Genomic DNA, 21,206 nt, shown 5'->3' on the forward strand with positions numbered 1-21,206 from the left:
TTGCTACGCAGGGCGGCCCTTGCTTGGCTGCTCTGACCTAGACTGCGCCATGCGTTACCCATGTAGTTTCACTTTCCATGTCTGAACCCATCACATGGATGCCGGATGGCACCCCCTACAACACCCGATTTGGCGATCGCTATCACAGCGAGCTGGGCGGCCTTGACCAGGCCCGCCAGGTTTTTCTCGGTGGCTGCGAGCTGCCAGCCGCCTGGGCTGATACAGCGCAGTGGCGCATTCTGGAAACCGGCTTTGGCTTCGGACTGAACTTCCTCGTCACCTGGTCGGCATGGAAAGCCGACCCCAGACGCCCGCGCATTCTGCATTTTGTCTCGGTGGAGGCCTACCCTGTCTCGCGCGAGGATCTGCTCGCGTTTTTGCCGGCCGATGAGGAGCTGCGCCCGCTTGGCGAACAACTGGCCGAGCAATGGTGGGGACTGCTGCCCGGCGTGCATCGCCTCTCGTTTGACGACGGCCAGGTGCTGCTGACGCTCTATATAGGCGATGCCAGGACCATGCTGCGCAAGCAGCAAATGACGGCGGACAGCGTGTATCTGGATGGCTTCTCTCCCCAGCTCAACCCCGAGATGTGGGATGAAGATGCCATGAAGAACATTGCCCGCCATTGCCGCCGGGGCACGCAGCTTGCCACCTGGTGCGTGGCCGGCCATGTGCGCCAGGCGCTCAAGGCCCAGGGTTTCGAAGTCAAGAAGCACGCTGGCGTGCCGCCCAAGCGCCATAACCTGCATGCAGCCTACAACCCGGCATGGGAGCCGCGCCATCGCCCGGACGGCCTGCCTGCGCCCGTGGGCCAGGCCGGCCACTGCCTGGTGCTGGGTGCGGGCCTGGCGGGTGCTGCCGCTGCTGCCAGTCTGGCCAGGCGCGGCTGGGAAGTGACGGTGCTGGATGCGGCGGCCGAGCCTGCGGCAGGAGCTTCAGGCCTGCCAGCCGGCTTGTTTTGCCCGCATATTTCGCCCGATGACAGTGTTCTATCGCGCTTGTCCAGAAGTGGCGTACGCACAACGCTACAAAATCTGCAGCAACTGAGCCAAGCGCAAAAGTTGCATCCAGCCCAGGACTGGGCCCATGGCGGCGTGCTCGAGCACGACCTGAACGAGCCCTCCCATCTGCCCAAGTCATGGCTGCAGCCCGGAAGCGAGACCTACCCCTGGGGCCTGCACTGGAGCGCGCCCGTGCAGCCGGCTCAGCTGGCTGCGGCCCATCTGCCCGCAGACAGTCAGGCCGTCTGGCATGAGCAGGCTGGCTGGGTGCGCCCCGCACAACTGGTGCGCGCGCTGGTGCAAGCCCCCGGTATTCATTGGCAAGGCCATGCCCGAGCTTCGCGCCTGGTGCGCGATGAAGTGCGCAATATCTGGCAGGTGCTGGATGCTCAGGGCCAGACCCTGGCCGAAGCCCCCATGCTGGTGCTGGCCCTGGGTCCGGACACCAAGCCCTTGTTGCAAGCCAGCGGCCTGGCAGCGGGGGAATGGGAGCTGCAAGCCATACGCGGCCAGGTCAGCGTGGCCGAGCATGATGCAGGGACGCTGGCGGCCATGCCGCCCTTCCCCGTCAACGGTCATGGCAATCTGGTGCCGGACTTCCCCTCGAGCGACCGGGCCGGCGCGCACCAGTGGATCATGGGATCGACCTTCGAGCGCGATGTGACCGAGCTGCCGCCCACCGCTGACGACCAGCAGGTCGCCCATGCCAGCAATGGCGAAAAACTCGCCGCTTTGCTGCCCGGCTGCAGGCAGGCGCTGCGCTCCTTCTTCGATGCTGACCAGCGACCCGCCACCTGGGCGCGCCTGCGTTGCGCGGCCTATGACCGTTTGCCGCTGGCAGGCCCGGCCGGGCAGTCGGCAGCCGATCTACCGGGCCTGTGGGTGCTGACGGGGCTGGGCTCACGCGGGCTGACGCTGTCCATGCTTTGCGGCGAGCTGTTGGCGGCACGCCTGCATGGCGAGCCGCTGCCGCTGGATGCCAGGCTGGCTCAGGCCCTGGGTACGCAGCGCCTGTGGAGTCGCTCCCTGCAGCAACCCAGGTAAGTAAGCCACTCGCAAAAAAAGCACGCAGCGCTTACGGAGAAATGCTGCGTGCCGTTTCGGGCCTGATTCTGAAGCCGGGTTTATTCGCTGCTTAACGATGCCACGGTGACCAGGGGCTCCAGTCTGGTCGCCAGCACCTTGTCCAGCGTCTTGCCGTCCATGTCCACGACTTCAAAGCGCCAGTCTTCCCACTCCACCACGTCGGCCTCGGTGGGCACGCGGCCCAGCAGCAGCATGATCATGCCGCTCAGGGTGTGATAGCGGCCGCGCTCTTCCTCGGGCACGGCATGCAGGCTCAGGCGGTCCTTGAGTTCGGGCACGGGAATATGGCCGTCCAGCAGCCAGCTGCCGTCTTCGCGCTGCACGGCCCAGCTGGTTTCAGGATCACGCGGCTGGAATTCGCCGGTAATCGCCTCGATCAGGTCCTGCAGCGTGACAATGCCCTGCACCTCGCCGTACTCGTCGATCACAAAGGCCATATGCAGATCGGAGGTGCGGAAGTTGTCCAGCAGCTCCATGCCGGTAATGGTCTCGGGCACATAGAGGGCAGCCTGCAGAGGCTGGTCCTTGAGCGCCTGCCTGCCCTTGTTGAGCAAGGCCTGCGTCAGCCACTGGCGGGCATTGAGCACGCCCACGATATTGTTCATATCGCCACGCACGACGGGGAAGCGCGCATGGTCGGCCTGTTCGACACGGGCCAGAGTCTCTTCCAGGCTCTCGTCGATATCGAGACAGATGACATCGCTGCGCGGCACCATCAGCGAGCCGATCTGGCGATCGTCCAGACGGAACACATTGCGCACCATGGTGTGCTCCTGCGACTCGATCACGCCGGCCGTGTGGCCTTCCACCAAAATGGCCTGGATTTCCTCTTCGGTCACCACGCTGCCATTGCTCTCCTTGACGCCCAGGACCTTGAGCAGGCCGCGCGTCGATGCCGACAGCAGCCAGACAAAGGGCTTGGTGGCCAGGGCCAGGAAGTTGATGGGGCGCGAGATCAGGCGCGCCAGGGCCTCTGGATGGGTCTGACCCAGGCGCTTGGGAACCAGCTCGCCCACGACGATGGAGAAGTAGGTGATCAGCACCACCACCAGGCCGGTGGAGAGGTAGTCGGCATATTTCTGGGTCATGCCCACGGTGATCAGCCAGCTCTCCAGCGGGCCGGCCAGAGCCGCCTCGCCGACAATGCCGTTGAGCACGCCGATGGAGGTGATACCGATCTGGATGGTGGAGAGGAAACGCGTCGGATCTTCTCCCAGTTTGATAGCAGCTGCCGCGCCGCTGTCGCCCTCATCCACCAGTTTCTGCATGCGGGTTTTGCGGGCGGTGACCAACGCAATTTCCGACATGGCGAAGACGCCGTTCAGACAGATGAGAGCGAAAAGTATGGCTATTTCCATAGTCAGGCACCCGCTTTCAATCCAGGCGCCTCAATCATTGAACAAGCCTTGATTCTAGAGAATGCCCGGCGCAGGGCCGCTCACAAAATGCAAGCGCGCAGAAAGGAAATTGGCTCAAGCGCTCCGTACGGGCGTTCTGGCAGCCCTTCACATATTCAATCAGATATATATGAAGCACTAAATAATCGTTTGTTTTTATATAAAGCCTCTCTACAGTTCTGACCAACGATCAAAGTGCAATGCCACCCGAGGCAAGGCATCCGCTCCACGGAAGAACTGAAGACATGTATCAATACACCGATTTCGACAAAGCGTTCGTCAAGCAACGCGCCGACCAGTTCCGTGACCAGCTCCAACGCTGGCAGGCAGGCAAGCTCACGGAAGACGACTTCCGCCCGCTGCGCCTGCAAAACGGCTGGTATGTGCAGCGCTATGCCCCCATGCTGCGCGTAGCTGTGCCCTACGGCGAGATCAACTCGGACCAGATCCGCGTGCTGGCCAAGGTGGCCCGTGAGTACGACGAGCCAGAGGCCGAAGTCTTCAAACAGGCTCTGGAAGGCCAGGGCAAGCTGGGCACGACCTATCTGCCCAAGAACTGCGCCCACTTCACCACCCGCACCAATGTGCAGTTCAACTGGATTCCGCTGAACAAGTCCGCCGATGTGATGGATCTGCTGGCATCGGTGAACCTGCACGGCATCCAGACCAGCGGCAACTGCATCCGCAACACCACCACCGATGCGCTGGCCGGTATCGCACCCGACGAGATCATCGACCCCCGTCCCTACGCAGAAATTCTGCGTCAGTGGACCACGCTGCATCCCGAGTTCGCGTTTCTGCCACGCAAGTTCAAGATCGCCATCACCGGCGCCAGCGAAGACCGCGCCGCCACAGGCTGGCATGACGTGGGCCTGCACATGGTCAAGAACGAAGCCGGCGAGATCGGCTTCAAGGTCTTCGTGGGTGGCGGCATGGGCCGCACGCCCGTGATCGGCACCGTGATCCGCGAGTTCCTGCCCTGGAACCAGATCATGAATTACATCGAGGCCATCGTCCGCGTCTACAACGAGCTGGGCCGCCGCGACAACAAGTACAAGGCCCGCATCAAGATTCTGGTCAAGGCCGAAGGCCAGGCCTATATCGATGCCGTGGAAGAGGAATTCCGCCAGATCGTCGAAGTGGACGGCGGCCCTCACACCGTGCCCCAGGCCGAGTTCGATCGCGTGTCTGCCATGTTCACCACGCCCGCCCTGCCCGTGGTGGTCGATGCTGCAGCCGATGAGCAGGCCCTGATTGCCCAGACCGCCAAGGAACCCGCCTTTGCACGCTGGATTGCCCGCAACGTCCACGCCCACCGCGTGGCCGGTCTGCGCGCCGTGACCCTGTCCTTCAAGCGTGTGGGCCAGGCCCCCGGCGATGCACAAAGCGAACAGCTCGATGCACTGGCTCACCTGGTGGACAAGTTTTCCGCCGGTGAAGCCCGCGTGACGCACGACCAGAACGTGATGCTGCCCTGGGTGCAGGTCGGCCAGCTGCATGCGCTGTGGACCGAGGCCAAGGCCCTGGGCCTGGCCAGCACCAATGTGGCGCTGCTCACCGACATGATCGCCTGCCCCGGCGGTGACTTCTGCGCGTTGGCCAATGCCCGCAGCCTGCCGATTGCCGACGCCATCACGGCCCGCTACCAGGATCTGGACGAGCTGGACGACATCGGCGAGATCGATCTGCATATCAGCGGTTGCATCAACAGCTGCGGCCACCACCACAGCGGCCATATCGGCATCCTGGGCGTGGATAAGGACGGCAAGGAGTGGTACCAGGTCACGCTGGGCGGCTCCGACGGCTCGACCCTGTCCGGCCCGGCCGTGGCCGGCAAGGTCATCGGCCCCTCGTTCAGTGCAGCCGAAGTGCCCGATGTGATCGAAGCCGTGCTCAGCACCTATCGCGACCTGCGCCAGCCCGGAGAGCACTTCATCGACGCCGTGCGCCGCATCGGCCTAGACCCCTTCAAGGAGGCCGGCAAGGCAGCCCGCCACCCTGTGGAAGCCGAAGAAGAAGCGCTGGCCTGAAGCCATAAGAACAAGGATAGAGTCATGAAAATTCTGGCAAGCAACGAATACCAGGCCCCCACCGAAAGCACCGGCAATGTGCTGGTGCTGGCCAACGATGTGAACGCCCTCGAGGTGAATCTGGACGGCATCACGCAGGTGGATCTGCATTTCCCCAACTTCACCGATGGCCGTGCCTTCAGCCAGGCCTATCTGCTGCGCCGCCGTCTGAAGTTTGCGGGCGACATCCGCGCCACCGGCGATGTGCTGATCGACCAGCTGGTTCAAATGGAGCGCACGGGCTTCAGCAGCGCCGTGCTGCGCGAAGGCGTGGACGCCGCCGATGCCCAGCGCCAGTTCGAGCGCTTTGGCGGTTTCTACCAGGCCGATGCCGTGCACACACAGCCCCATTTCGCAGAGGTGCAAGCATGAGCCAGCTCGCCCCCGTCAGCACCAACGACCTGGATCTGGCACAGATCAATACCGAGCTGGGCCGCGACGCCCAGGCGCTGGTGAACTGGGCCGTGGGCCTGGGTCAGCCCGCCATAGTCACCACCAACTTCCGCCCCTTCGAGGCGGTGATCCTGCACATGGTGACGCGCGCCAACCCCGACGTGCCCGTGGTCTGGATGGACAACGGCTACAACACCGAAGCCACCTATCAGTTTGCCGATGCGGTGACCAAGCAGCTTGGGCTGAACCTCAAGATCTACCTGCCGCTGCGCTCACGCGCCCACCGCGAGGCCGTGGAAGGCGCCACGCCGGCGCTGGACGATCCGCGCCATGCAGCCTTCACAGAAGAAGTGAAGCTGGAGCCCTTTGCCCGCGCCCTGCGCGAAACCGCTCCCAAGGTCTGGTTTACCGCCCTGCGCGCCACCGACACCGCCGTGCGAGCACAGATGGAGCCCGTGAGCATCAATCCCGACGGTCTGATCAAGGTTGCACCTCTGCTGCACTGGTCGTCCAAGGAGCTGTACGAATACTGCGAAAAGCACGGCCTGCCCAACAACTTTGACTATGTGGACCCGACCAAGGGTGAAGACAACCGCGAATGCGGCCTTCATTTGAGTCACTGACGTGCTCCCCCTGAGCCGCTTTGCGGCTTCCCCCTCTCTCTTCGGGAGGGGGACGGCAGCCTCGCCGCAAGGCGGCTCTTGCTTGCTGCCCCTGGAATTGCAGCGCGCCCGTTTTGTAAGCCGTCGATTTAAAAAGATAGCTGCTAGCCAAATATCCATAAGCGCTACAGCATTATTTGATTGGATAAAAAATGAACGCTCGTGTGGATACTTCCGTGTTGAGCCATCTCAGCAACCGTCACCTGGATGCACTGGAAGAAGAAACCATTTTCATCCTGCGCGAAGTGGCCGCCACTTTTGAACGCCCCACCCTGCTGTTTTCGGGCGGCAAGGATTCGCTGGTCATGCTGCGCTGCGCCGAAAAGGCCTTTGGCGCTGGCCGCATTCCCTATCCCTTGCTGATGATCGACACCGGCCACAACTTCCCCGAAGTGACCGATTTCCGCGACCAGCGAGCCAAGGAACTGGGCGCCGAGCTGATCGTGCGCAGCGTGGAAGACTCCATGGCGCGCGGCACCGTGCGTCTGGCACACCCCGGCGAATCGCGCAATGTGCACCAGTCGGTGACGCTGCTGGAGGCAATTGAAGAGTTCCGCTTTGATGCCCTGATCGGCGGCGCGCGCCGCGACGAGGAAAAGGCCCGCGCCAAGGAGCGTATCTTCAGTCACCGCGACAGCTTCGGCCAGTGGCAGCCCAAGGCCCAGCGCCCCGAGCTGTGGACGCTGTTCAACACCCGCATTGCACAGGGCGAGCATTTCCGCGTCTTCCCCATCAGCAACTGGACCGAGCTGGACGTGTGGCAGTACATCGCCCGTGAAAACATCGCCCTGCCATCGATCTACTACACCCACAAGCGCGATGTGGTTGAGCGCAAGGGCCTGCTGGTGCCCGTGACCGAACTGACCCCGCCGCGTGACGGCGAGGAAGTCGTGCAGCGCGATGTGCGCTTCCGTACCGTTGGCGACATCACCTGCACCTGCCCCGTGGAAAGCACGGCAGCAACCGCCGAAGACATCGTGATCGAAACCCTGGCTGCCGAGGTCAGCGAACGTGGCGCGACGCGCATGGACGACAAGACCAGCGAAGCGTCCATGGAAAAGCGCAAAAAAGACGGTTACTTCTAACGCTCCCCCTGTGGCGCTATCGCGCCTTCCCCCTCTATCGTCAGGCTTCGCCTTAGGGAGGGGGACGACACCAGCGCTGCGGGACGGCCCTTGCGCGGTGTCCCGGGTTGGGCCATGCCTGTTCAAGGATCACGCCCAGGCTTGATCGAAGAAAGAATGCGATGACTGAAACTATTAATTCCGTAGCTGCTAGCGCAAACCCATCAAGCGCTTCAAGCCAATTTGATGCACATAACAGCAGCGCGCTGCGCTTTATCACCTGCGGCTCGGTCGATGACGGCAAGAGCACGCTGATCGGTCGTCTGCTGGTGGACACCCGCGCCGTGCTGCAGGATCAGCTGGCCGGCGTCACCAAGTCCGGCGAGACGGATCTGGCCCTGCTGACCGACGGCCTGGCCGCCGAGCGCGAGCAAGGCATCACGATCGATGTGGCCTACCGCTACTTTGCCACCGAGTCGCGCAAGTTCATCATCGGCGATGCTCCCGGTCACGAGCAGTACACACGCAATATGGTGACGGCCGCATCGAGCGCCGATGCCGCCGTGGTGCTGGTCGATGCCACCAAGCTGGACTGGAAGAACGCCGATCTGGAGCTGCTGCCCCAGACCCGCCGCCACAGCCTGCTGGCCCATCTGCTGCGCGTGAATTCGCTGGTGTTTGCCGTCAACAAGCTTGATGCCGTGCAGGATCCGGCCCTGGCCTTTGCCCATATCAGCGCGGCGCTGCAGAAGTTCACTGCCTCCGCAGACATCAAGATCACGGCCACCGTGCCCGTGTCCGCGCTCAAGGGCTACAACGTGGTCAGCAGCACTGACGGCTGGGCCGGCTACCACGGCCCGAGCCTGCTGCAACTGCTGGAGCAACTGCCCAACACGCCCACCGACAGCAATCTGGCGCTGGCCTTCCCCGTGCAGTGGGTGGAGAAGTTCTCTTCCTCGTCCGACACCAGCCAGGGCCGCCGCGTGTTCTGGGGCCGTGTCGCCACGGGCGTGGCCCGGGTCGGTGCCCAGGTGCAGATTCTGCCCAGTGGCCAGCTCGCGACCGTGGCTCAGGTCATCGACCATGCCCGCGCCCCCAAGGAAGTGGCTGCAGGCCTGTCCGCCGGCATCACGCTGGACCGCGAGGTCGATGTCTCGCGCGGCGACTGGATCATTGCCGCCCCCGTGCAAGCCGAAGTGGCCGAGGACGACTTTGATGCCCCTGCTGCCGCAAGCCCCTGGCCCAGCAGCCGCGAGATCACCGCCACCGTGGCCTGGATGGACACCGAACCCCTGGTGCCCGGTCGCGTCTACTGGGCGCTGCATGGCCATCGCTGGGTCAAGGCCAAGGCGCGCCGCTTGGTGCACCGCCTCAATATCAATACACTGGACAAGGAAGATGCCCAGCAGCTCGAGGCCAATGCCATCGGCCAGGTAGAGCTGGTGCTGCAGGAAGCCATTCCGGCCGCCCCCTTCACCCAAGCCCGCCAGCTGGGCTCGCTGATTCTGGTGGACACAGCCAGCAATGCAACCGCCGGTGCTGCGCTGGTGAACTGAAGCCCATGAAGACAGGGCCGCAACGGCGATCTGACCGTCAAACCAGATCTCCATACGGCCTTATCCAGCCAGGCACTGGCGCTGCGCGGGAAAAAACCTAAAATCACGGGGTTTTACCAATCCCCACCCAAGAAGAAGATTCTCAATGACTCACGTCGTTACCGAAAACTGCATCAAGTGCAAGTACACCGATTGCGTGGACGTTTGCCCCGTGGACTGCTTCCGTGAAGGCCCCAACTTTCTGGTGATCGATCCCGATGAATGCATTGACTGCGCCGTCTGCATTCCCGAGTGCCCGGCCAATGCCATCTTTGCCGAAGAAGATGTGCCTGCCGATCAACTGGCCTTCATCAAGCTGAACGTGGATCTGTCCCAGCTCAAGAGCTGGAAGAGCATCACCAAGCGCAAGGCTTCGCTGCCCGATGCCGACGAGTGGAATGGCAAGCCGAACAAAGTGGATTTGCTGGAGCGCTAAGCCAGTCTGGGCGCGGACTGCGCTACGCTTGCCGGCATGAGCCTGTCCAACGCAACGACCAACGCTTCCCTCTCACTACAACCCGCCGTGGAAACCGACGCCATCATCATTGGCGCAGGTCCGGCGGGTTTGTTTCAGGCCTTTCAGCTTGGCCTGCAGGGCATTCAAGCCCATTTGATCGATGCCCTGCCCCATGTGGGCGGCCAGTGCAGCCAGCTCTACGCACACAAGCCCATCTACGACATCCCCGGCATTCCCGTCTGCACGGGCCTGGAGTTGGTGCAACTGCTGGAGAAGCAGATCGCGCCCATGCAGGTGACCCGCCATCTGTCCCAGCAAGTACAGACCCTGCAGGCCCTTGAGGACGGGCGCTGGCAGCTCGGCACCGCGGCAGGGACGCTGTTCCATACCCGCACCGTCTTCATCGCCGCAGGCGTCGGCGCGTTCGTGCCCAAGGCCCTCAAGACGCCAGGAGTGGATGGACTCAAACCAGGTCAGCTGCACTATCACCCGCAGCAGCTGGATATGGCTGCAGGCCGCCAGGCGCTGGTCTATGGCGGCGATGAGCAAGCCGTCGCAGCAGCCATTGACTGCAGTTCAAGCGCGGCCCGAACCGTTCTCATGCACCGCCGTGACAGCTTCAATGCCGAGCCGGCACAACTGACCCGGCTTCAGCAGTTGCGCGAGTCTGGCGCTGTCGAAGTGCTGATCGGCCAGATCACCGGAGTGCGGCACGGCGATGGCCGACTGGAGGCCGTGCAATGGATGGACGGCGAAGGCAATGAACATCTGCAGCCTGTCGAACAGTTGCTGGTCTACCAGGGCATTTCACCCAAGCTGGGCCCTTTGACGGAATGGGGACTGGCCCTGGAGCGCAAACAACTGGCGGTGGATCCTGCAACGCTTGCCACCAGCGCCCCGGGGATTTATGCCATTGGCGACATCGTCAGCTACAGCGGCAAGAAACGGCTGATCCTCTGCGCCTTCCACGAGGCCACCATGGCCGCGTTTGCAGCCGCCGAATACCTGCAAGGCAGCAAGCCGTTGCTGGAATACACGACGACCAGCGCGCGCCTGCATGCCATCCTGGGCGTGTCTCACTGAAGAGCTGCCAGCGCCTTGCCTCGGACTCCTTGGAGTCTGCAGCTTCTGAGGCAGGCATAAAAAAACCGCCATCCCTCGGGATAGCGGTGTAAATCACGACGGGGTCAGACCCCACCGCGCGCACTTTGATCTCGGCTCAATGGCCATGTGCAGGCTTGACCGGAATGATGGGCACTTCCTTGCCTTCCTTGTCGTAGACCTTGCCACCTTCGACGCGGTCGCCATCGGCCAGGGCTTCCAGCACATGCTGGCTCAGGGCGCGGCCATAACCGGCTTCAAAGACGGAAGGCTGATCGGAATTGCCTTGCTTGAAGTGGTTGTAGAGCAGGTTCAGGGTCACGGCAACCAGGGCCGTTGCGCTGATGCCCGAGTGGAAGATCGTGGCAAACCATTCGGGGAACTGGTCGTAGAACTTGGGAGCTACCACCGGCAGCAGGCCCGCGCTCACCGAGGTGGCAACAATGATCAGATTCATGTTGTTGTTGTATTCCACCTTGGCCAGGGTACGGATGCCGCTGGCAGCCACGGTACCGAACAGCACCAGGCCGGCGCCGCCCAGCACGGAAGGAGGCACGCAGGCCACGATGCGGCCCATCACCGGCAGCACGCCAAACACGATCAGGATCAGACCGGAGAAAGCCACCACGAAGCGGCTCTTGATACCGGTCACGGCCACCAGACCCACATTCTGTGCAAAAGCGCTTTGCGTGAAGCCGCCAAAGATGGGGGCCACGATGCTGGAGAGCATGTCGGCGCGAAGACCATCACCCAGACGGCGACCGTCCACGGGGCTGTCCACGATTTCGCCCACGGCCAGCACGTCGGCCGAGGTTTCCACCAGGATCACCAGAATCACGATGAACATGGAAATGGTGGCTGCCATGTCGAAAGTGGGCCAGCCGAAATGCAAAGGTGTGGGCACCGCAAAGATGGGGCCGTTGAACACCTGCGAGAAATCGGCCTTGCCGATGAACACGGCCGTGATGGTGCCCACCACGATCGCCACCAGAATCGACAGGCGCGACAACATGGCATTGCCCAGCTTGCTGAACAGCAGAACCATGAACAGCGACAGACCGGCCAGACCGATATTGCCCATGCTGCCGTAATCGGCAGACTTGGCATTGCCACCCATGGCCCAATGCGCGGCTACCGGCATCAGCGACATGCCAATCACGGTGATCACGCAGCCATTGACCAGCGGCGGGAAGAATTTGGTGATGCGCGAGAACACCGGGGCAATGATCAGGCCCAGGATCGAGGAGTACATGACGGCACCCAGCACGCCAGCCATGCCGCCACCGGTGTGCAGAATACTGACCATGGTGGCCACGCCTGCGAACGAAACGCCCTGAACCAGAGGCAGACGGCAGCCGAAGAAAGGAATGCCCAGCGTCTGCAGCAGGGTTGCCACACCGCCCATGAAGAGGCAGGCAGTCACCAGCAGACCGGCATCGGCAGCAGACATACCAGCCGCTTCAGCCACAATCAGAGGCACCGCCACGATGCCGCCGTACATGGTCAACACATGTTGCAAGCCATACATGAGGTTGGCGGTGACGCCAAGATTCTCATCTTCGGGGCGCTTGACGGCCGCATCTCTGGATGCTCCGGTCTGATCGTTCATCTTTGTCTCCTAAATTACCTACTCACCAAGGCTCTAGAGGCCTTTCGCTCTGTCCGGTCGACTTGCAGCAACTCTTTCGGCAGCGATCTTTTCCGGTCGCCCCGGCGAGGCCTTGTGCTGCAGCCAGTCGCTCTTCTTCGAGAGCGATCCGACCTATAGAAAAGAGCAAACCACTCTTTCATTCACCCAAGTCAGTCTTTCAATCTCCTTTGATTGCGGGGCATCCGCCGGACGGACTATTCCATTACGCAATCAAAGCCATACCCAGAAGGGCATGAGTCGAGACTGTACGTTGCCAGGACACCAAAATTGTCTACAGTTTTGTATACAAAGTCCTGACCAGAACCTTTCCAAAGCAAAAAACAGCCTCATTGGCTGCGATCGGGCACTTGAAATTGATGCAGATCATGCCTATCGAGGCATTCATGCTCTCTATAAAGAACAAAAGGATGCAAGACACATTCCCAGTTGTGTCTTGCATCCAGCAGAGAAGAGAAAAGAGAGATCTGGAGCGCTTGTCAATGGCCGATCAGTCTTCCTCGGCCTGGGCGATGCCGGGAAACAGCACATCGGTATAGCCGAAACGACTGAAATCGCGCACCCTCATCGGATAGAGCTTGCCCCAGAGGTGGTCGCACTCATGCTGAACCACGCGCGCGTGAAAGCCCTCGACCGTGCGGTCAATCGGGTCGCCGTAGATATCAAAGCCGGTGTAGCGCACCTTGTTCCAGCGTGGCACCATGGCTCGCAGACCGGGAACAGACAGACAGCCTTCCCAATCCAGCTGCTCCTCTTCACCGATGGGTGTGACGACTGGATTGATCAGCACGGTGCGGGGCACTATGGGGGCATCCGGATAACGCGGGTTGGGCTCACCCGAGCCAAACACCACCATCTGCAAATCCTCACCGATCTGCGGCGCCGCCAGGCCGGCACCGTTGGCAGCATGCATGGTGTCCAGCAAATCCTTAAGGAGCAGATGCAGCGCATCCGTATCAAATTCAGTCACCGGCTTGGCAAGCCTCAGCAGACGGGGATCACCCATCTTCAAAATGGTACGTACAGTCATATATCAATACGGCGTGCAGCAACCACCGGGTCACCGCACTGTTCAATCATCAAAAGCATAGCGTCGCGACCAATCCACGTGAACGGTGCGGCCAGTTCGGGTATCAGGCACAGAGAATTTAATGAAATTGTGATGAACTTCCTGCGAGCTCATTTTTACACCCTATAATCTAGGTCTTCTTCCTCAATAGCTCAGTCGGTAGAGCGCCGGACTGTTAATCCGTAGGTCCCTGGTTCGAGCCCAGGTTGAGGAGCCAAGAATTTCGATGCTTTGCGGATATCAAGGCATCACACCGACATATTCCTCAATAGCTCAGTCGGTAGAGCGCCGGACTGTTAATCCGTAGGTCCCTGGTTCGAGCCCAGGTTGAGGAGCCAAAATTTAATCGCCTTGCAATCGCTCAAGGCATGTCACACCGACACATTCCTCAATAGCTCAGTCGGTAGAGCGCCGGACTGTTAATCCGTAGGTCCCTGGTTCGAGCCCAGGTTGAGGAGCCAAAATTTAATCGCCTTGCAATCGCTCAAGGCATGTCACACCGACACATTCCTCAATAGCTCAGTCGGTAGAGCGCCGGACTGTTAATCCGTAGGTCCCTGGTTCGAGCCCAGGTTGAGGAGCCAAAATTTAGTCGCCTTGCAATCGCTCAAGGCATGTCACACCGACACATTCCTCAATAGCTCAGTCGGTAGAGCGCCGGACTGTTAATCCGTAGGTCCCTGGTTCGAGCCCAGGTTGAGGAGCCATTCAAAAGCCTGTATGCAAACCATACAGGCTTTTTCTTTTATCTGCTCAGGCAGCTCTCACCACGCCCACCGAAGCACCCACGGGTGGCGCATCTACGGCGACGGCCTTGTGTGCAGAGTGAGGGACATAGGGATAGTGATGCGGCACCACGGGAACATGCTGCTCGCCCTGCTCCCAGGCTCGCAATTCATCCTCCAGTCGAGCAGCACGTTCGGCGTACATCTGAGCGGAGGACTGGTAGTACTCCGCCGCGATAGTGTGCTCCAGAACAGCCATGCGTGCCTCTTGCAGATAGGCACGCGTACGGCGGATATAGCGCGGTTCGGAACGTCCAAAACCGAAGATCTTGCCGAAAAACATGACCAACCTCCTTTTCCGGTAACAACGCAAATCCGTCACGACTCCTCAACCGATGGAGCAATGTTGCCAGCGTAATGTCTCCGGTTCAAGACATCTGTCCCACAGCAAGAGTTCGCCTCGTAGGAGGGGCACCCGCCACTTGCGGCCGCTCGCCCAAGGCCAGCTCCAGACAGGGCTTGAGACACTGCTTTCCAGTCACAAAGCCCAACTCAGGAATCAATCAGACACATTGTTCGGGTATTTCCGCCCCCATCGCCCGGCGAGCAAGGGCCTGCTTGGCGATTCAAGCGAGGGCAAGCCCACAGGACTCCCTCGCCGCGAGCTGCTGCCACCCCCGGCCTGCCCATGCACTGCTGCAGGCAAGAGCACCCGCCATCACGACGGGATCACTCCAGAATTCGATGCCGCGCCCCTGCCGCACAGACAAGCACGAGCTCGCGAGTCAGCTGCCCTGCAGAAAGCTCTGCACCCCCTCGGCCACACGAACGCCAGAGGACATACAGGCCGTGAGCAGATAACCGCCCGTGGGCGCCTCCCAGTCCAGCATTTCTCCCGCACAGAAGACACCTGGCAGAGCGGCACACATTCCCCTCGCATCCAGCGCCTCCAGACGAACTCCGCCTGCAGTGCTGATGGCCTCATCGATCGGGCGCGGTGCGATCACCATCAAAGGCACGGCCTTGATCGTGGACGCCAGGCGCTTCATGTCCGCCATGCCATCCTTGCCGAGCACCTCATACAGCAAGCCCGCCTTGATGCCGTCAAGACCCAGGCGCCCCTTGAGATGACTGCTGAGGCTGCGCGAGCCGCGCGGCCGCATCACCTCCTGCTGCACACGCTCAGCACTCCACTGCGGCAACAGATCCAGCTCGAAGCGCGCAGTGCCCTGACGGGCAATGCAATCCCGCAACAAGGAAGAGACAGCATAGATCAAGCTCCCCTCCACCCCGGTCTGCGTCGCAACAAATTCACCTTGACGCTCAAAGCTGGCACCTTGCTCGTCCACAAACTTCAAGACGACCGACTTGAATGGCTGCCCGGCAAAGCGCTGTGCAAAGACCCCGCTCCAGCCGGCTTCACGCCCTTGCGGCCAGCCCACATCGAAGCCGCAGTTGGCCGCCTGCAACGAAGCAATGCCCACCCCCTTGTCCTGCAGCAACGAAACCCAAGCACCGTCCGAGCCCAGACGCGCCCAGCTGCCTCCGCCCGTCGCCAGCACCAAAGCCTTGCAGCCAATCTTGACCCTGGCAGTTTCTGTCTGGAGAGCCGGCTTGCCATCCTCTGCCCAGCCGATCCAGCGGTGACGCATATGAAACTGCACGCCCTGCGACTTCATACGCACCAGCCAGGCACGCAGCAGCGGCGCAGCCTTCATATCCGCGGGGAACACTCTTCCGGATGTCCCCACAAAGGTATCAAAACCCAGCTCTTTGACCCAGGCCTGAAGCTCGCTCGCACCCCACTTTTCGAGCCAGGGAGTCAAATCTGCAGAGCGGCCGCCATAGCGAGTCACAAAGCTCGAAAACCCCTCGGAGTGCGTAAGGTTGAGACCGCCCTTGCCGGCCATGAGGAATTTGCGAGCCGCCGAGGCTTTCGCCTCGAACACTCTGACCGACAAGCCGGCCTTCGCCAATTGCTCGGCCGCCATCAAGCCTGCAGGCCCGGCACCGATCACAGCCACATCACAGACCCATTCGGAATCGGCCATCAAGGGCTCCGAGACACTCATACTTCTACCACCTCAATCTGCCGGCAGCCACCGGCCGCCAAAGGGTGCGCAGAATACCACCGACAGCATTTCTGCAATATTGCGGGCACTATTAGCGCGATAGCTGCAAACAACCAGCCACACACAGTGACGGGAGATGAGTTTCTGTCACAATCAAGTCACTAGGCGAATAGACCGCCTACCTTTTTGATTCAAGAAAATCCAGGACTACAAATGGCCAGCGAATTGATCAAGCACATCACGGATGCAAGCTTTGAGTCTGACGTACTGCAACCCGGCACGACCGTGCTGGTGGATTACTGGGCTGAATGGTGCGGCCCTTGCAAGATGATCGCCCCCATCTTGGACGATGTGGCCGAAGGCTACAAAGGCAAGGTGCAGATCGCCAAGATGAATGTGGACGAAAACCGTGAAATCCCTGCCAAGTTCGGCATTCGCGGCATTCCCACGCTGATGTTGTTCAAGGACGGCCAGCTGGCCGCCACCAAGGTTGGCGCGCTGAACAAGACGCAACTGTCCGCCTTCCTCGACCAGCACATCTGATGCATTCAACAAACAGAGCTCCCAATGGAGCTCTGTTTGCTTCTGGGCACCCTCTGCCCTCCTTCATTGCATCTGTTACAGACCCGGCACAGGCTGCAGATGACAAGTCCTCGATAAATTGCTTGCAAGCTGCGCCAGTTTTCCTGTCATAATGTATGAACCGCCGGCCACCGCATGGGACCGCGCTGGATTTTCTTCAGGCAAGCCTGCCCACTTTCACAGTGTTTCGTTAGGCTCTACGCCTCCCCCCCTGGTTATTCTCACTCCACGCTTGGAGTCATTTCATGCACCTTAATGAACTCAAGGCACTGCACGTGTCTGAAGTCTTGAAGCAGGCCGAAGCGCTTGAGATCGAAAACGTCGGTCGCATGCGCAAGCAGGAACTGATGTTCGCCATCATCAAAAAGCGCGCCAAGGCCGGTGAACAGGTCTTCGCCGACGGCGTGCTGGAAATCCTGCCCGATGGCTTCGGCTTCCTGCGTAGCCCCGATACCAGCTACACCGCCAGCACCGACGACATCTATATCTCGCCCAGCCAGGTGCGCCGCTTCAACCTGCACACCGGCGACATGATCGAAGGCGAAGTGCGCATCCCCAAGGACGGCGAGCGCTACTTTGCCCTGACCAAGCTCGACAAGGTCAACGGCGGCCCACCCGAGCAAAACAAGCACAAGGTGCTGTTTGAGAATCTGACCCCTCTGTTCCCCAAGGAGCAGATGCGCCTTGAGCGCGACATCAAGGGCGAAGAAAACATCACCGGCCGCATCATCGACATCATCGCCCCCATTGGCCGCGGCCAGCGCGCGCTGATCGTGGCACCGCCCAAGAGCGGCAAGACCATGATGATGCAAAGCATTGCGCACGCCATCACCGCCAACCATCCCGATGTGCATCTGATGGTGCTGCTGGTGGACGAGCGCCCTGAAGAAGTGACGGAAATGCAGCGCTCGGTCAAGGGCGAAATCATTGCCTCCACCTTTGACGAGCCGGCTACCCGTCACGTGCACGTGGCCGAAATGGTGATCGAGCGCGCCAAGCGACTGGTGGAACTGGGCAAGGATGTGGTCATCCTGCTGGACTCCATCACCCGCCTGGCCCGCGCCTACAACAACGTCGTGCCCTCGTCAGGCAAGGTGCTGTCGGGCGGTGTGGACTCCAACGCACTGCAGCGCCCCAAGCGCTTCTTCGGCGCGGCCCGCAATGTGGAAGAAGGCGGCTCGCTGACCATCATCGCTACGGCACTGGTCGACACCGGCAGCCGCATGGACGAAGTGATCTTTGAAGAATTCAAGGGAACCGGCAACAGCGAACTGCACCTGAACCGTCGCCTCTACGAAAAGCGCGTGTTCCCAGCCATCGAACTCACCAAGAGCGGTACACGCCGCGAAGAGCTGCTGCTGGCTCCCGAGATTCTGCAAAAGACTCGTATCCTGCGCCAGTTCATGTACAACATGGACGAGATCGAGTCCATGGAACTCATGATCAAGAACATGAAGGCCACCAAGAACAACGTGGAGTTCTTCGACATGATGCGTCGCGGCGGCTAAGGCCTCTTCGTGCATCGAGACAACAAAGCCCCGCCTCGCGGGGCTTTGTTGTTTCTGCCGCTTGACTCCATTAATTGACATAGCTCAAACTGGCTTGCAAGCCGCCCCTCAATACTAGGGATATACATCTATACAAATCTTGCGATAACCGGAAGCCAAAAGCTTTCAAGTCGCAGGTTCTGCATTCATGGCCCTTTCAGCAAATCGCACACCACCCTACAACACCACATCGACGCGCCTGCTGGCAGCAGCCACATTGCTGGCAGCGCTGGCAGCCTGCAGCCCGACGGTGCCGATTCTGCAGCCACAGGCCCAGGCCAAGCTCCCGGACAAGTGGCCTCAGGAGTGGACAAAAAAGCAAGAGAACGCTGCGGCAGCAAATACGGCATCGATTGGCTGGCAAGACTTCTACCTTGACCAAAACCTGCAGGAGCTGATTCGCGCAGCTCTTGCCCACAATCAGGACCAGCGCCTCGCCTTGCTGCGTGTGCAGGAAGCCCAGGCCGCCTATGACATACAGAGTGCTGCTCGACTGCCGACGATCGGCCTTGGCAGCAGTCATGGCAGAGCACGTGTTCCCGCCGACCTCAACGCCAGTGGCCGCTCCGTCGTCGCCGGCGATCAGCAAGTCTTTGTCGGCCTCAACAGCTGGGAGCTCGATCTCTGGGGCCGTGTCAAAAGCCTCAGCGATGCCGCTTTAGGCAATTATCTGGCGCTGGATGCCACGCAGCATGCGGTTCAATCCAGTCTCGTCAAGCAGGTAGCGCTGAATTATCTGGCACTGCGCAGTCTGGATGAACGCCTGACCCTGACCCAGCGCACGATTGCCAGCCGCGAGGAATCGCTGCGCATCTTCAAGCGCCGCACCGAGGTGGGGTCCACTTCACGCTATGCGCTCACGCAGGTACAGACTCTGGTTCACCAGGCCAAGGCCATAGGCACCCAGCTGGCACAGCAGCGCGCGCTGCAGGCCAATGCACTGCTGCAGCTCACGGGAATGGATGCAGACCGCTTGCCGCAAAGCAGCTCCACCGCCGTGATCCTGAAACCCATTCCCGAAGGTCTGCCGTCCGATCTGCTGACACAGCGCCCCGACATCATTGCCGCCGAGTACGGCCTGCAGGCCGCCAAGGCCAATGTATCGGCCGCGCGCGCTGCGTTTTTGCCTCGCATCGCCCTGACCGGCAGCTGGGGCACAGCCAGCGCGGAGCTCGACGGCCTGTTCAGAAGCGGCAGCCGTGCCTGGCAGTTTGCTCCCACGATTTCGCTGCCGATCTTTGACGGCGGCCAGCGCCAGGCCAACCTGAATCTGCAGGCCGTGCGACAGAACATGGCGGTCGTCCAGTACGAAAAAACCATAGAGACCGCAATGCGCGAAGTGCTGGATGCACTGTCCAGCCGCACCATGCTCGAGCAGCAGCTCGTGGTGCTGACCGATCAGCGCGCTGCACTCAAGGAACGCGCCCGACTGGCGCGGCTGCGCTATGACCAGGGAGCCTCGCCCTATCTCGATGTGCTGGATGCCGAACGCGACCTGCTGAGCGCCGAGCAGCAACTGGTTCAGGGCCGTGAAGCCTTGCTGTCCACCCAGGTCGCTCTCTATGCCGCTTTGGGCGGAGGCTACTTTGCTCAAGGCCAGAGCAGCGCCCCCACCTCTGCGGCCCTCCAACCTTGACCAGCGAATCCATGTCCATGAACAAGAAATTGACCATCGCCGCGCTCATCGTTGCCGCAACCGCCCTGGGCGCTTATGGCTGGCAGCAATGGCGCAGCGCACAGGCATCCGAAGGCCTGATCAGCGGCAACGGCCGCATCGAGGCCACCGAAATCGACGTCGCCACCAAATATGCGGGCCGCATCGCTGAAATCCTGGTGCAGGAAGGCGAGTTCGTGAAAGCCGGTCAGCCACTGGCGCGCATGCAGATCGAAAGCCTGCAGGCCCAGCAGCGCGAAGCCATTGCGGGCCGCGAACGCGCCTCTCATGCGGTGACCTCGGCACGCGCCGAAATCGCGCTGCGCGAAAGCCAGTACGCTGCCACCATGGCCACTGTGGCCCAGCGCGAAGCCGAACTGGATGCAGCGCTGCGCCGCGTCAAGCGCTCCGAGACACTGGCACGCGAAGGTGCTTCATCGGAGCAGGAACTGGACGACGACCGGGCCCGGGTCCGCGGCGCCCAGGCCGCGCTGAAGGCTGCCGAGGCACAGGCCACGGCAGCCAAGGCGGCCATCGACGCAGCCAAGGCCCAGACCATAGGTGCGGAATCGGCGGTGACGGCCGCTGCCGCCACCGTCCAGCGCATCGATGCCGATGTGAAGGACAGCGAACTCACCGCCCCGCGCGATGGCCGCGTGCAATACCGGCTGGCCCAGCCCGGCGAGGTGATCGGCGCCGGCGGCAAGGTGCTGAACATGGTGGATGTCTCGGACGTCTACATCAGCTTCTTCCTGCCCGAGACCGTGGCTGGCCGAGTGGCCCTTGGCACCGAGGTGCGTATCGTGCTGGATGCGGCCCCGCAATATGTGATCCCGGCTCAGGTGTCCTTTGTCGCCAGCACCGCCCAATTCACGCCCAAGACCGTGGAGACGGCCAGCGAAAGACAGAAGCTGATGTTCCGCGTCAAGGCACGTATTGCACCGGACCTGCTGCAAAAGCACCTGACTCAAGTCAAGACAGGCCTGCCCGGCGTGGCCTGGATCAAGCTCGATAAAGAGCGCGAATGGCCGACCAAGCTGGAGCTGCGCACCGGCGACGCGTCGGCCTCGTGAACATTGCGGTC

17 protein-coding genes and 5 tRNA genes are annotated in these 21,206 nt (G+C 61.3%); 17 read left to right on the forward strand and 5 right to left on the reverse strand.

All coding sequences use genetic code 11. The features are described from left to right. Positions 1-98: 98 nt before the first annotated feature. On the forward strand, positions 99-2,045 hold the full coding sequence (gene mnmC / locus NOX35_RS17480; RefSeq protein WP_256496936.1) for an FAD-dependent 5-carboxymethylaminomethyl-2-thiouridine(34) oxidoreductase MnmC: 1,947 nt from the start codon (positions 99-101) through the stop codon (positions 2,043-2,045). 80 nt (positions 2,046-2,125) lie between these two features. Here the strand turns inward: mnmC and NOX35_RS17485 are convergent, their stop codons facing one another. Continuing rightward, positions 2,126-3,445 carry a hemolysin family protein gene (locus NOX35_RS17485; RefSeq protein ID WP_256494169.1) on the reverse strand — a complete coding sequence of 440 codons (1,320 nt, stop codon included), beginning with the start codon at positions 3,443-3,445 and terminating at the stop codon, positions 2,126-2,128. Between the two features lie 284 nt (positions 3,446-3,729). On the opposite strand from NOX35_RS17485, the gene NOX35_RS17490 reads away from it, so the two are divergent. The 7 genes from NOX35_RS17490 to NOX35_RS17520 all read left to right on the forward strand — a co-directional run bounded on the left by NOX35_RS17490 (position 3,730) and on the right by NOX35_RS17520 (position 10,807). Further along, positions 3,730-5,514 carry a nitrite/sulfite reductase gene (locus NOX35_RS17490; protein ID WP_256494170.1) on the forward strand — a complete coding sequence of 595 codons (1,785 nt, stop codon included), beginning with the start codon at positions 3,730-3,732 and terminating at the stop codon, positions 5,512-5,514. A 24-nt stretch (positions 5,515-5,538) separates the two neighbouring features. Next, positions 5,539-5,925, forward strand: a complete 387-nt coding sequence (locus NOX35_RS17495) for a DUF934 domain-containing protein (protein ID WP_182283466.1) — start codon at positions 5,539-5,541, stop codon at positions 5,923-5,925. Continuing rightward, on the forward strand, positions 5,922-6,569 hold the full coding sequence (locus tag NOX35_RS17500) for a phosphoadenosine phosphosulfate reductase family protein (protein WP_256494171.1): 648 nt from the start codon (positions 5,922-5,924) through the stop codon (positions 6,567-6,569). Before NOX35_RS17495 ends, NOX35_RS17500 begins: the two co-directional genes overlap by 4 nt. A 191-nt stretch (positions 6,570-6,760) precedes the next feature. Further along, positions 6,761-7,693 (forward strand): sulfate adenylyltransferase subunit CysD, encoded by a 933-nt coding sequence (gene cysD / locus NOX35_RS17505; RefSeq protein WP_182283468.1) that lies wholly within the window; start codon positions 6,761-6,763, stop codon positions 7,691-7,693. Positions 7,694-7,854: 161 nt separating this feature from the next. Next, positions 7,855-9,228, forward strand: coding sequence for a sulfate adenylyltransferase subunit 1 (locus NOX35_RS17510; RefSeq protein WP_182283469.1), 1,374 nt, complete (start codon positions 7,855-7,857; stop codon positions 9,226-9,228). A gap of 145 nt (positions 9,229-9,373) precedes the next feature. Further along, positions 9,374-9,703 (forward strand): ferredoxin FdxA, encoded by a 330-nt coding sequence (fdxA, locus tag NOX35_RS17515; RefSeq protein WP_003053491.1) that lies wholly within the window; start codon positions 9,374-9,376, stop codon positions 9,701-9,703. A gap of 36 nt (positions 9,704-9,739) precedes the next feature. Further along, a complete protein-coding gene (locus tag NOX35_RS17520) occupies positions 9,740-10,807 on the forward strand; it encodes an NAD(P)/FAD-dependent oxidoreductase (protein WP_256494172.1) in 1,068 nt (355 codons plus the stop codon). Between the two features lie 136 nt (positions 10,808-10,943). On the opposite strand, the gene NOX35_RS17525 is transcribed toward NOX35_RS17520, so the two are convergent. Further along, positions 10,944-12,434, reverse strand: coding sequence for a nucleobase:cation symporter-2 family protein (locus tag NOX35_RS17525; protein ID WP_182283471.1), 1,491 nt, complete (start codon positions 12,432-12,434; stop codon positions 10,944-10,946). A gap of 529 nt (positions 12,435-12,963) precedes the next feature. Continuing rightward, on the reverse strand, positions 12,964-13,503 hold the full coding sequence (gene def / locus NOX35_RS17530) for a peptide deformylase (RefSeq protein ID WP_182283472.1): 540 nt from the start codon (positions 13,501-13,503) through the stop codon (positions 12,964-12,966). 180 nt (positions 13,504-13,683) lie between these two features. Here def and NOX35_RS17535 point away from each other — a divergent pair. The 5 genes from NOX35_RS17535 to NOX35_RS17555 all read left to right on the forward strand — a co-directional run bounded on the left by NOX35_RS17535 (position 13,684) and on the right by NOX35_RS17555 (position 14,249). Next, positions 13,684-13,759: transfer RNA gene (locus NOX35_RS17535), tRNA-Asn, on the forward strand. A 45-nt stretch (positions 13,760-13,804) separates the two neighbouring features. Next, positions 13,805-13,880, forward strand: a tRNA-Asn gene (locus tag NOX35_RS17540). Between the two features lie 47 nt (positions 13,881-13,927). Then, positions 13,928-14,003 (forward strand) — tRNA-Asn (locus NOX35_RS17545). A 47-nt stretch (positions 14,004-14,050) separates the two neighbouring features. Then, positions 14,051-14,126: transfer RNA gene (locus NOX35_RS17550), tRNA-Asn, on the forward strand. 47 nt (positions 14,127-14,173) lie between these two features. Beyond that, positions 14,174-14,249 (forward strand) — tRNA-Asn (locus NOX35_RS17555). 46 nt (positions 14,250-14,295) lie between these two features. Here NOX35_RS17555 and NOX35_RS17560 read toward each other — a convergent pair. Together NOX35_RS17560 and NOX35_RS17565 are read right to left on the reverse strand one after the other, a co-directional pair. After that, positions 14,296-14,610, reverse strand: coding sequence for a hypothetical protein (locus tag NOX35_RS17560; RefSeq protein WP_003080190.1), 315 nt, complete (start codon positions 14,608-14,610; stop codon positions 14,296-14,298). 442 nt (positions 14,611-15,052) lie between these two features. Further along, positions 15,053-16,339: a TIGR03862 family flavoprotein gene (locus NOX35_RS17565; protein ID WP_182283473.1), complete on the reverse strand. Its 1,287-nt coding sequence runs from the start codon at positions 16,337-16,339 to the stop codon at positions 15,053-15,055. 213 nt (positions 16,340-16,552) lie between these two features. On the opposite strand from NOX35_RS17565, the gene trxA reads away from it, so the two are divergent. The 4 genes from trxA (at position 16,553) to NOX35_RS17585 (ending at position 21,195) form a co-directional block, all read left to right on the forward strand. Further along, complete coding sequence (gene trxA, locus NOX35_RS17570) at positions 16,553-16,882, forward strand: thioredoxin TrxA (RefSeq protein WP_003053480.1); 330 nt, start codon at positions 16,553-16,555, stop codon at positions 16,880-16,882. Positions 16,883-17,166: 284 nt separating this feature from the next. Next, positions 17,167-18,429 carry a transcription termination factor Rho gene (gene rho, locus NOX35_RS17575; protein ID WP_003053478.1) on the forward strand — a complete coding sequence of 421 codons (1,263 nt, stop codon included), beginning with the start codon at positions 17,167-17,169 and terminating at the stop codon, positions 18,427-18,429. Positions 18,430-18,616: 187 nt separating this feature from the next. Then, positions 18,617-20,104, forward strand: a complete 1,488-nt coding sequence (locus NOX35_RS17580) for an efflux transporter outer membrane subunit (RefSeq protein ID WP_182283474.1) — start codon at positions 18,617-18,619, stop codon at positions 20,102-20,104. An 11-nt stretch (positions 20,105-20,115) separates the two neighbouring features. Beyond that, positions 20,116-21,195, forward strand: coding sequence for an HlyD family secretion protein (locus tag NOX35_RS17585; RefSeq protein WP_256494175.1), 1,080 nt, complete (start codon positions 20,116-20,118; stop codon positions 21,193-21,195). Positions 21,196-21,206: the final 11 nt, after the last annotated feature.

Source organism: Comamonas sp. C11, assembly GCF_024496285.1.
Lineage (GTDB): Bacteria > Pseudomonadota > Gammaproteobacteria > Burkholderiales > Burkholderiaceae_C > Comamonas > Comamonas testosteroni_F.

What these genes read in the sequence shown, in the direction of transcription:
- mnmC (WP_256496936.1), top strand. Translation starts at nt 99, where the DNA reads ATGCCGGATGGCACCCCCTACAACACCCGATTTGGCGATCGCTATCAC.
- NOX35_RS17485 (WP_256494169.1), bottom strand. Translation starts at nt 3,445, where the DNA reads ATGGAAATAGCCATACTTTTCGCTCTCATCTGTCTGAACGGCGTCTTC.
- NOX35_RS17490 (WP_256494170.1), top strand. Translation starts at nt 3,730, where the DNA reads ATGTATCAATACACCGATTTCGACAAAGCGTTCGTCAAGCAACGCGCC.
- NOX35_RS17495 (WP_182283466.1), top strand. Translation starts at nt 5,539, where the DNA reads ATGAAAATTCTGGCAAGCAACGAATACCAGGCCCCCACCGAAAGCACC.
- NOX35_RS17500 (WP_256494171.1), top strand. Translation starts at nt 5,922, where the DNA reads ATGAGCCAGCTCGCCCCCGTCAGCACCAACGACCTGGATCTGGCACAG.
- cysD (WP_182283468.1), top strand. Translation starts at nt 6,761, where the DNA reads ATGAACGCTCGTGTGGATACTTCCGTGTTGAGCCATCTCAGCAACCGT.
- NOX35_RS17510 (WP_182283469.1), top strand. Translation starts at nt 7,855, where the DNA reads ATGACTGAAACTATTAATTCCGTAGCTGCTAGCGCAAACCCATCAAGC.
- fdxA (WP_003053491.1), top strand. Translation starts at nt 9,374, where the DNA reads ATGACTCACGTCGTTACCGAAAACTGCATCAAGTGCAAGTACACCGAT.
- NOX35_RS17520 (WP_256494172.1), top strand. Translation starts at nt 9,740, where the DNA reads ATGAGCCTGTCCAACGCAACGACCAACGCTTCCCTCTCACTACAACCC.
- NOX35_RS17525 (WP_182283471.1), bottom strand. Translation starts at nt 12,434, where the DNA reads ATGAACGATCAGACCGGAGCATCCAGAGATGCGGCCGTCAAGCGCCCC.
- def (WP_182283472.1), bottom strand. Translation starts at nt 13,503, where the DNA reads ATGACTGTACGTACCATTTTGAAGATGGGTGATCCCCGTCTGCTGAGG.
- NOX35_RS17560 (WP_003080190.1), bottom strand. Translation starts at nt 14,610, where the DNA reads ATGTTTTTCGGCAAGATCTTCGGTTTTGGACGTTCCGAACCGCGCTAT.
- NOX35_RS17565 (WP_182283473.1), bottom strand. Translation starts at nt 16,339, where the DNA reads ATGAGTGTCTCGGAGCCCTTGATGGCCGATTCCGAATGGGTCTGTGAT.
- trxA (WP_003053480.1), top strand. Translation starts at nt 16,553, where the DNA reads ATGGCCAGCGAATTGATCAAGCACATCACGGATGCAAGCTTTGAGTCT.
- rho (WP_003053478.1), top strand. Translation starts at nt 17,167, where the DNA reads ATGCACCTTAATGAACTCAAGGCACTGCACGTGTCTGAAGTCTTGAAG.
- NOX35_RS17580 (WP_182283474.1), top strand. Translation starts at nt 18,617, where the DNA reads ATGGCCCTTTCAGCAAATCGCACACCACCCTACAACACCACATCGACG.
- NOX35_RS17585 (WP_256494175.1), top strand. Translation starts at nt 20,116, where the DNA reads ATGTCCATGAACAAGAAATTGACCATCGCCGCGCTCATCGTTGCCGCA.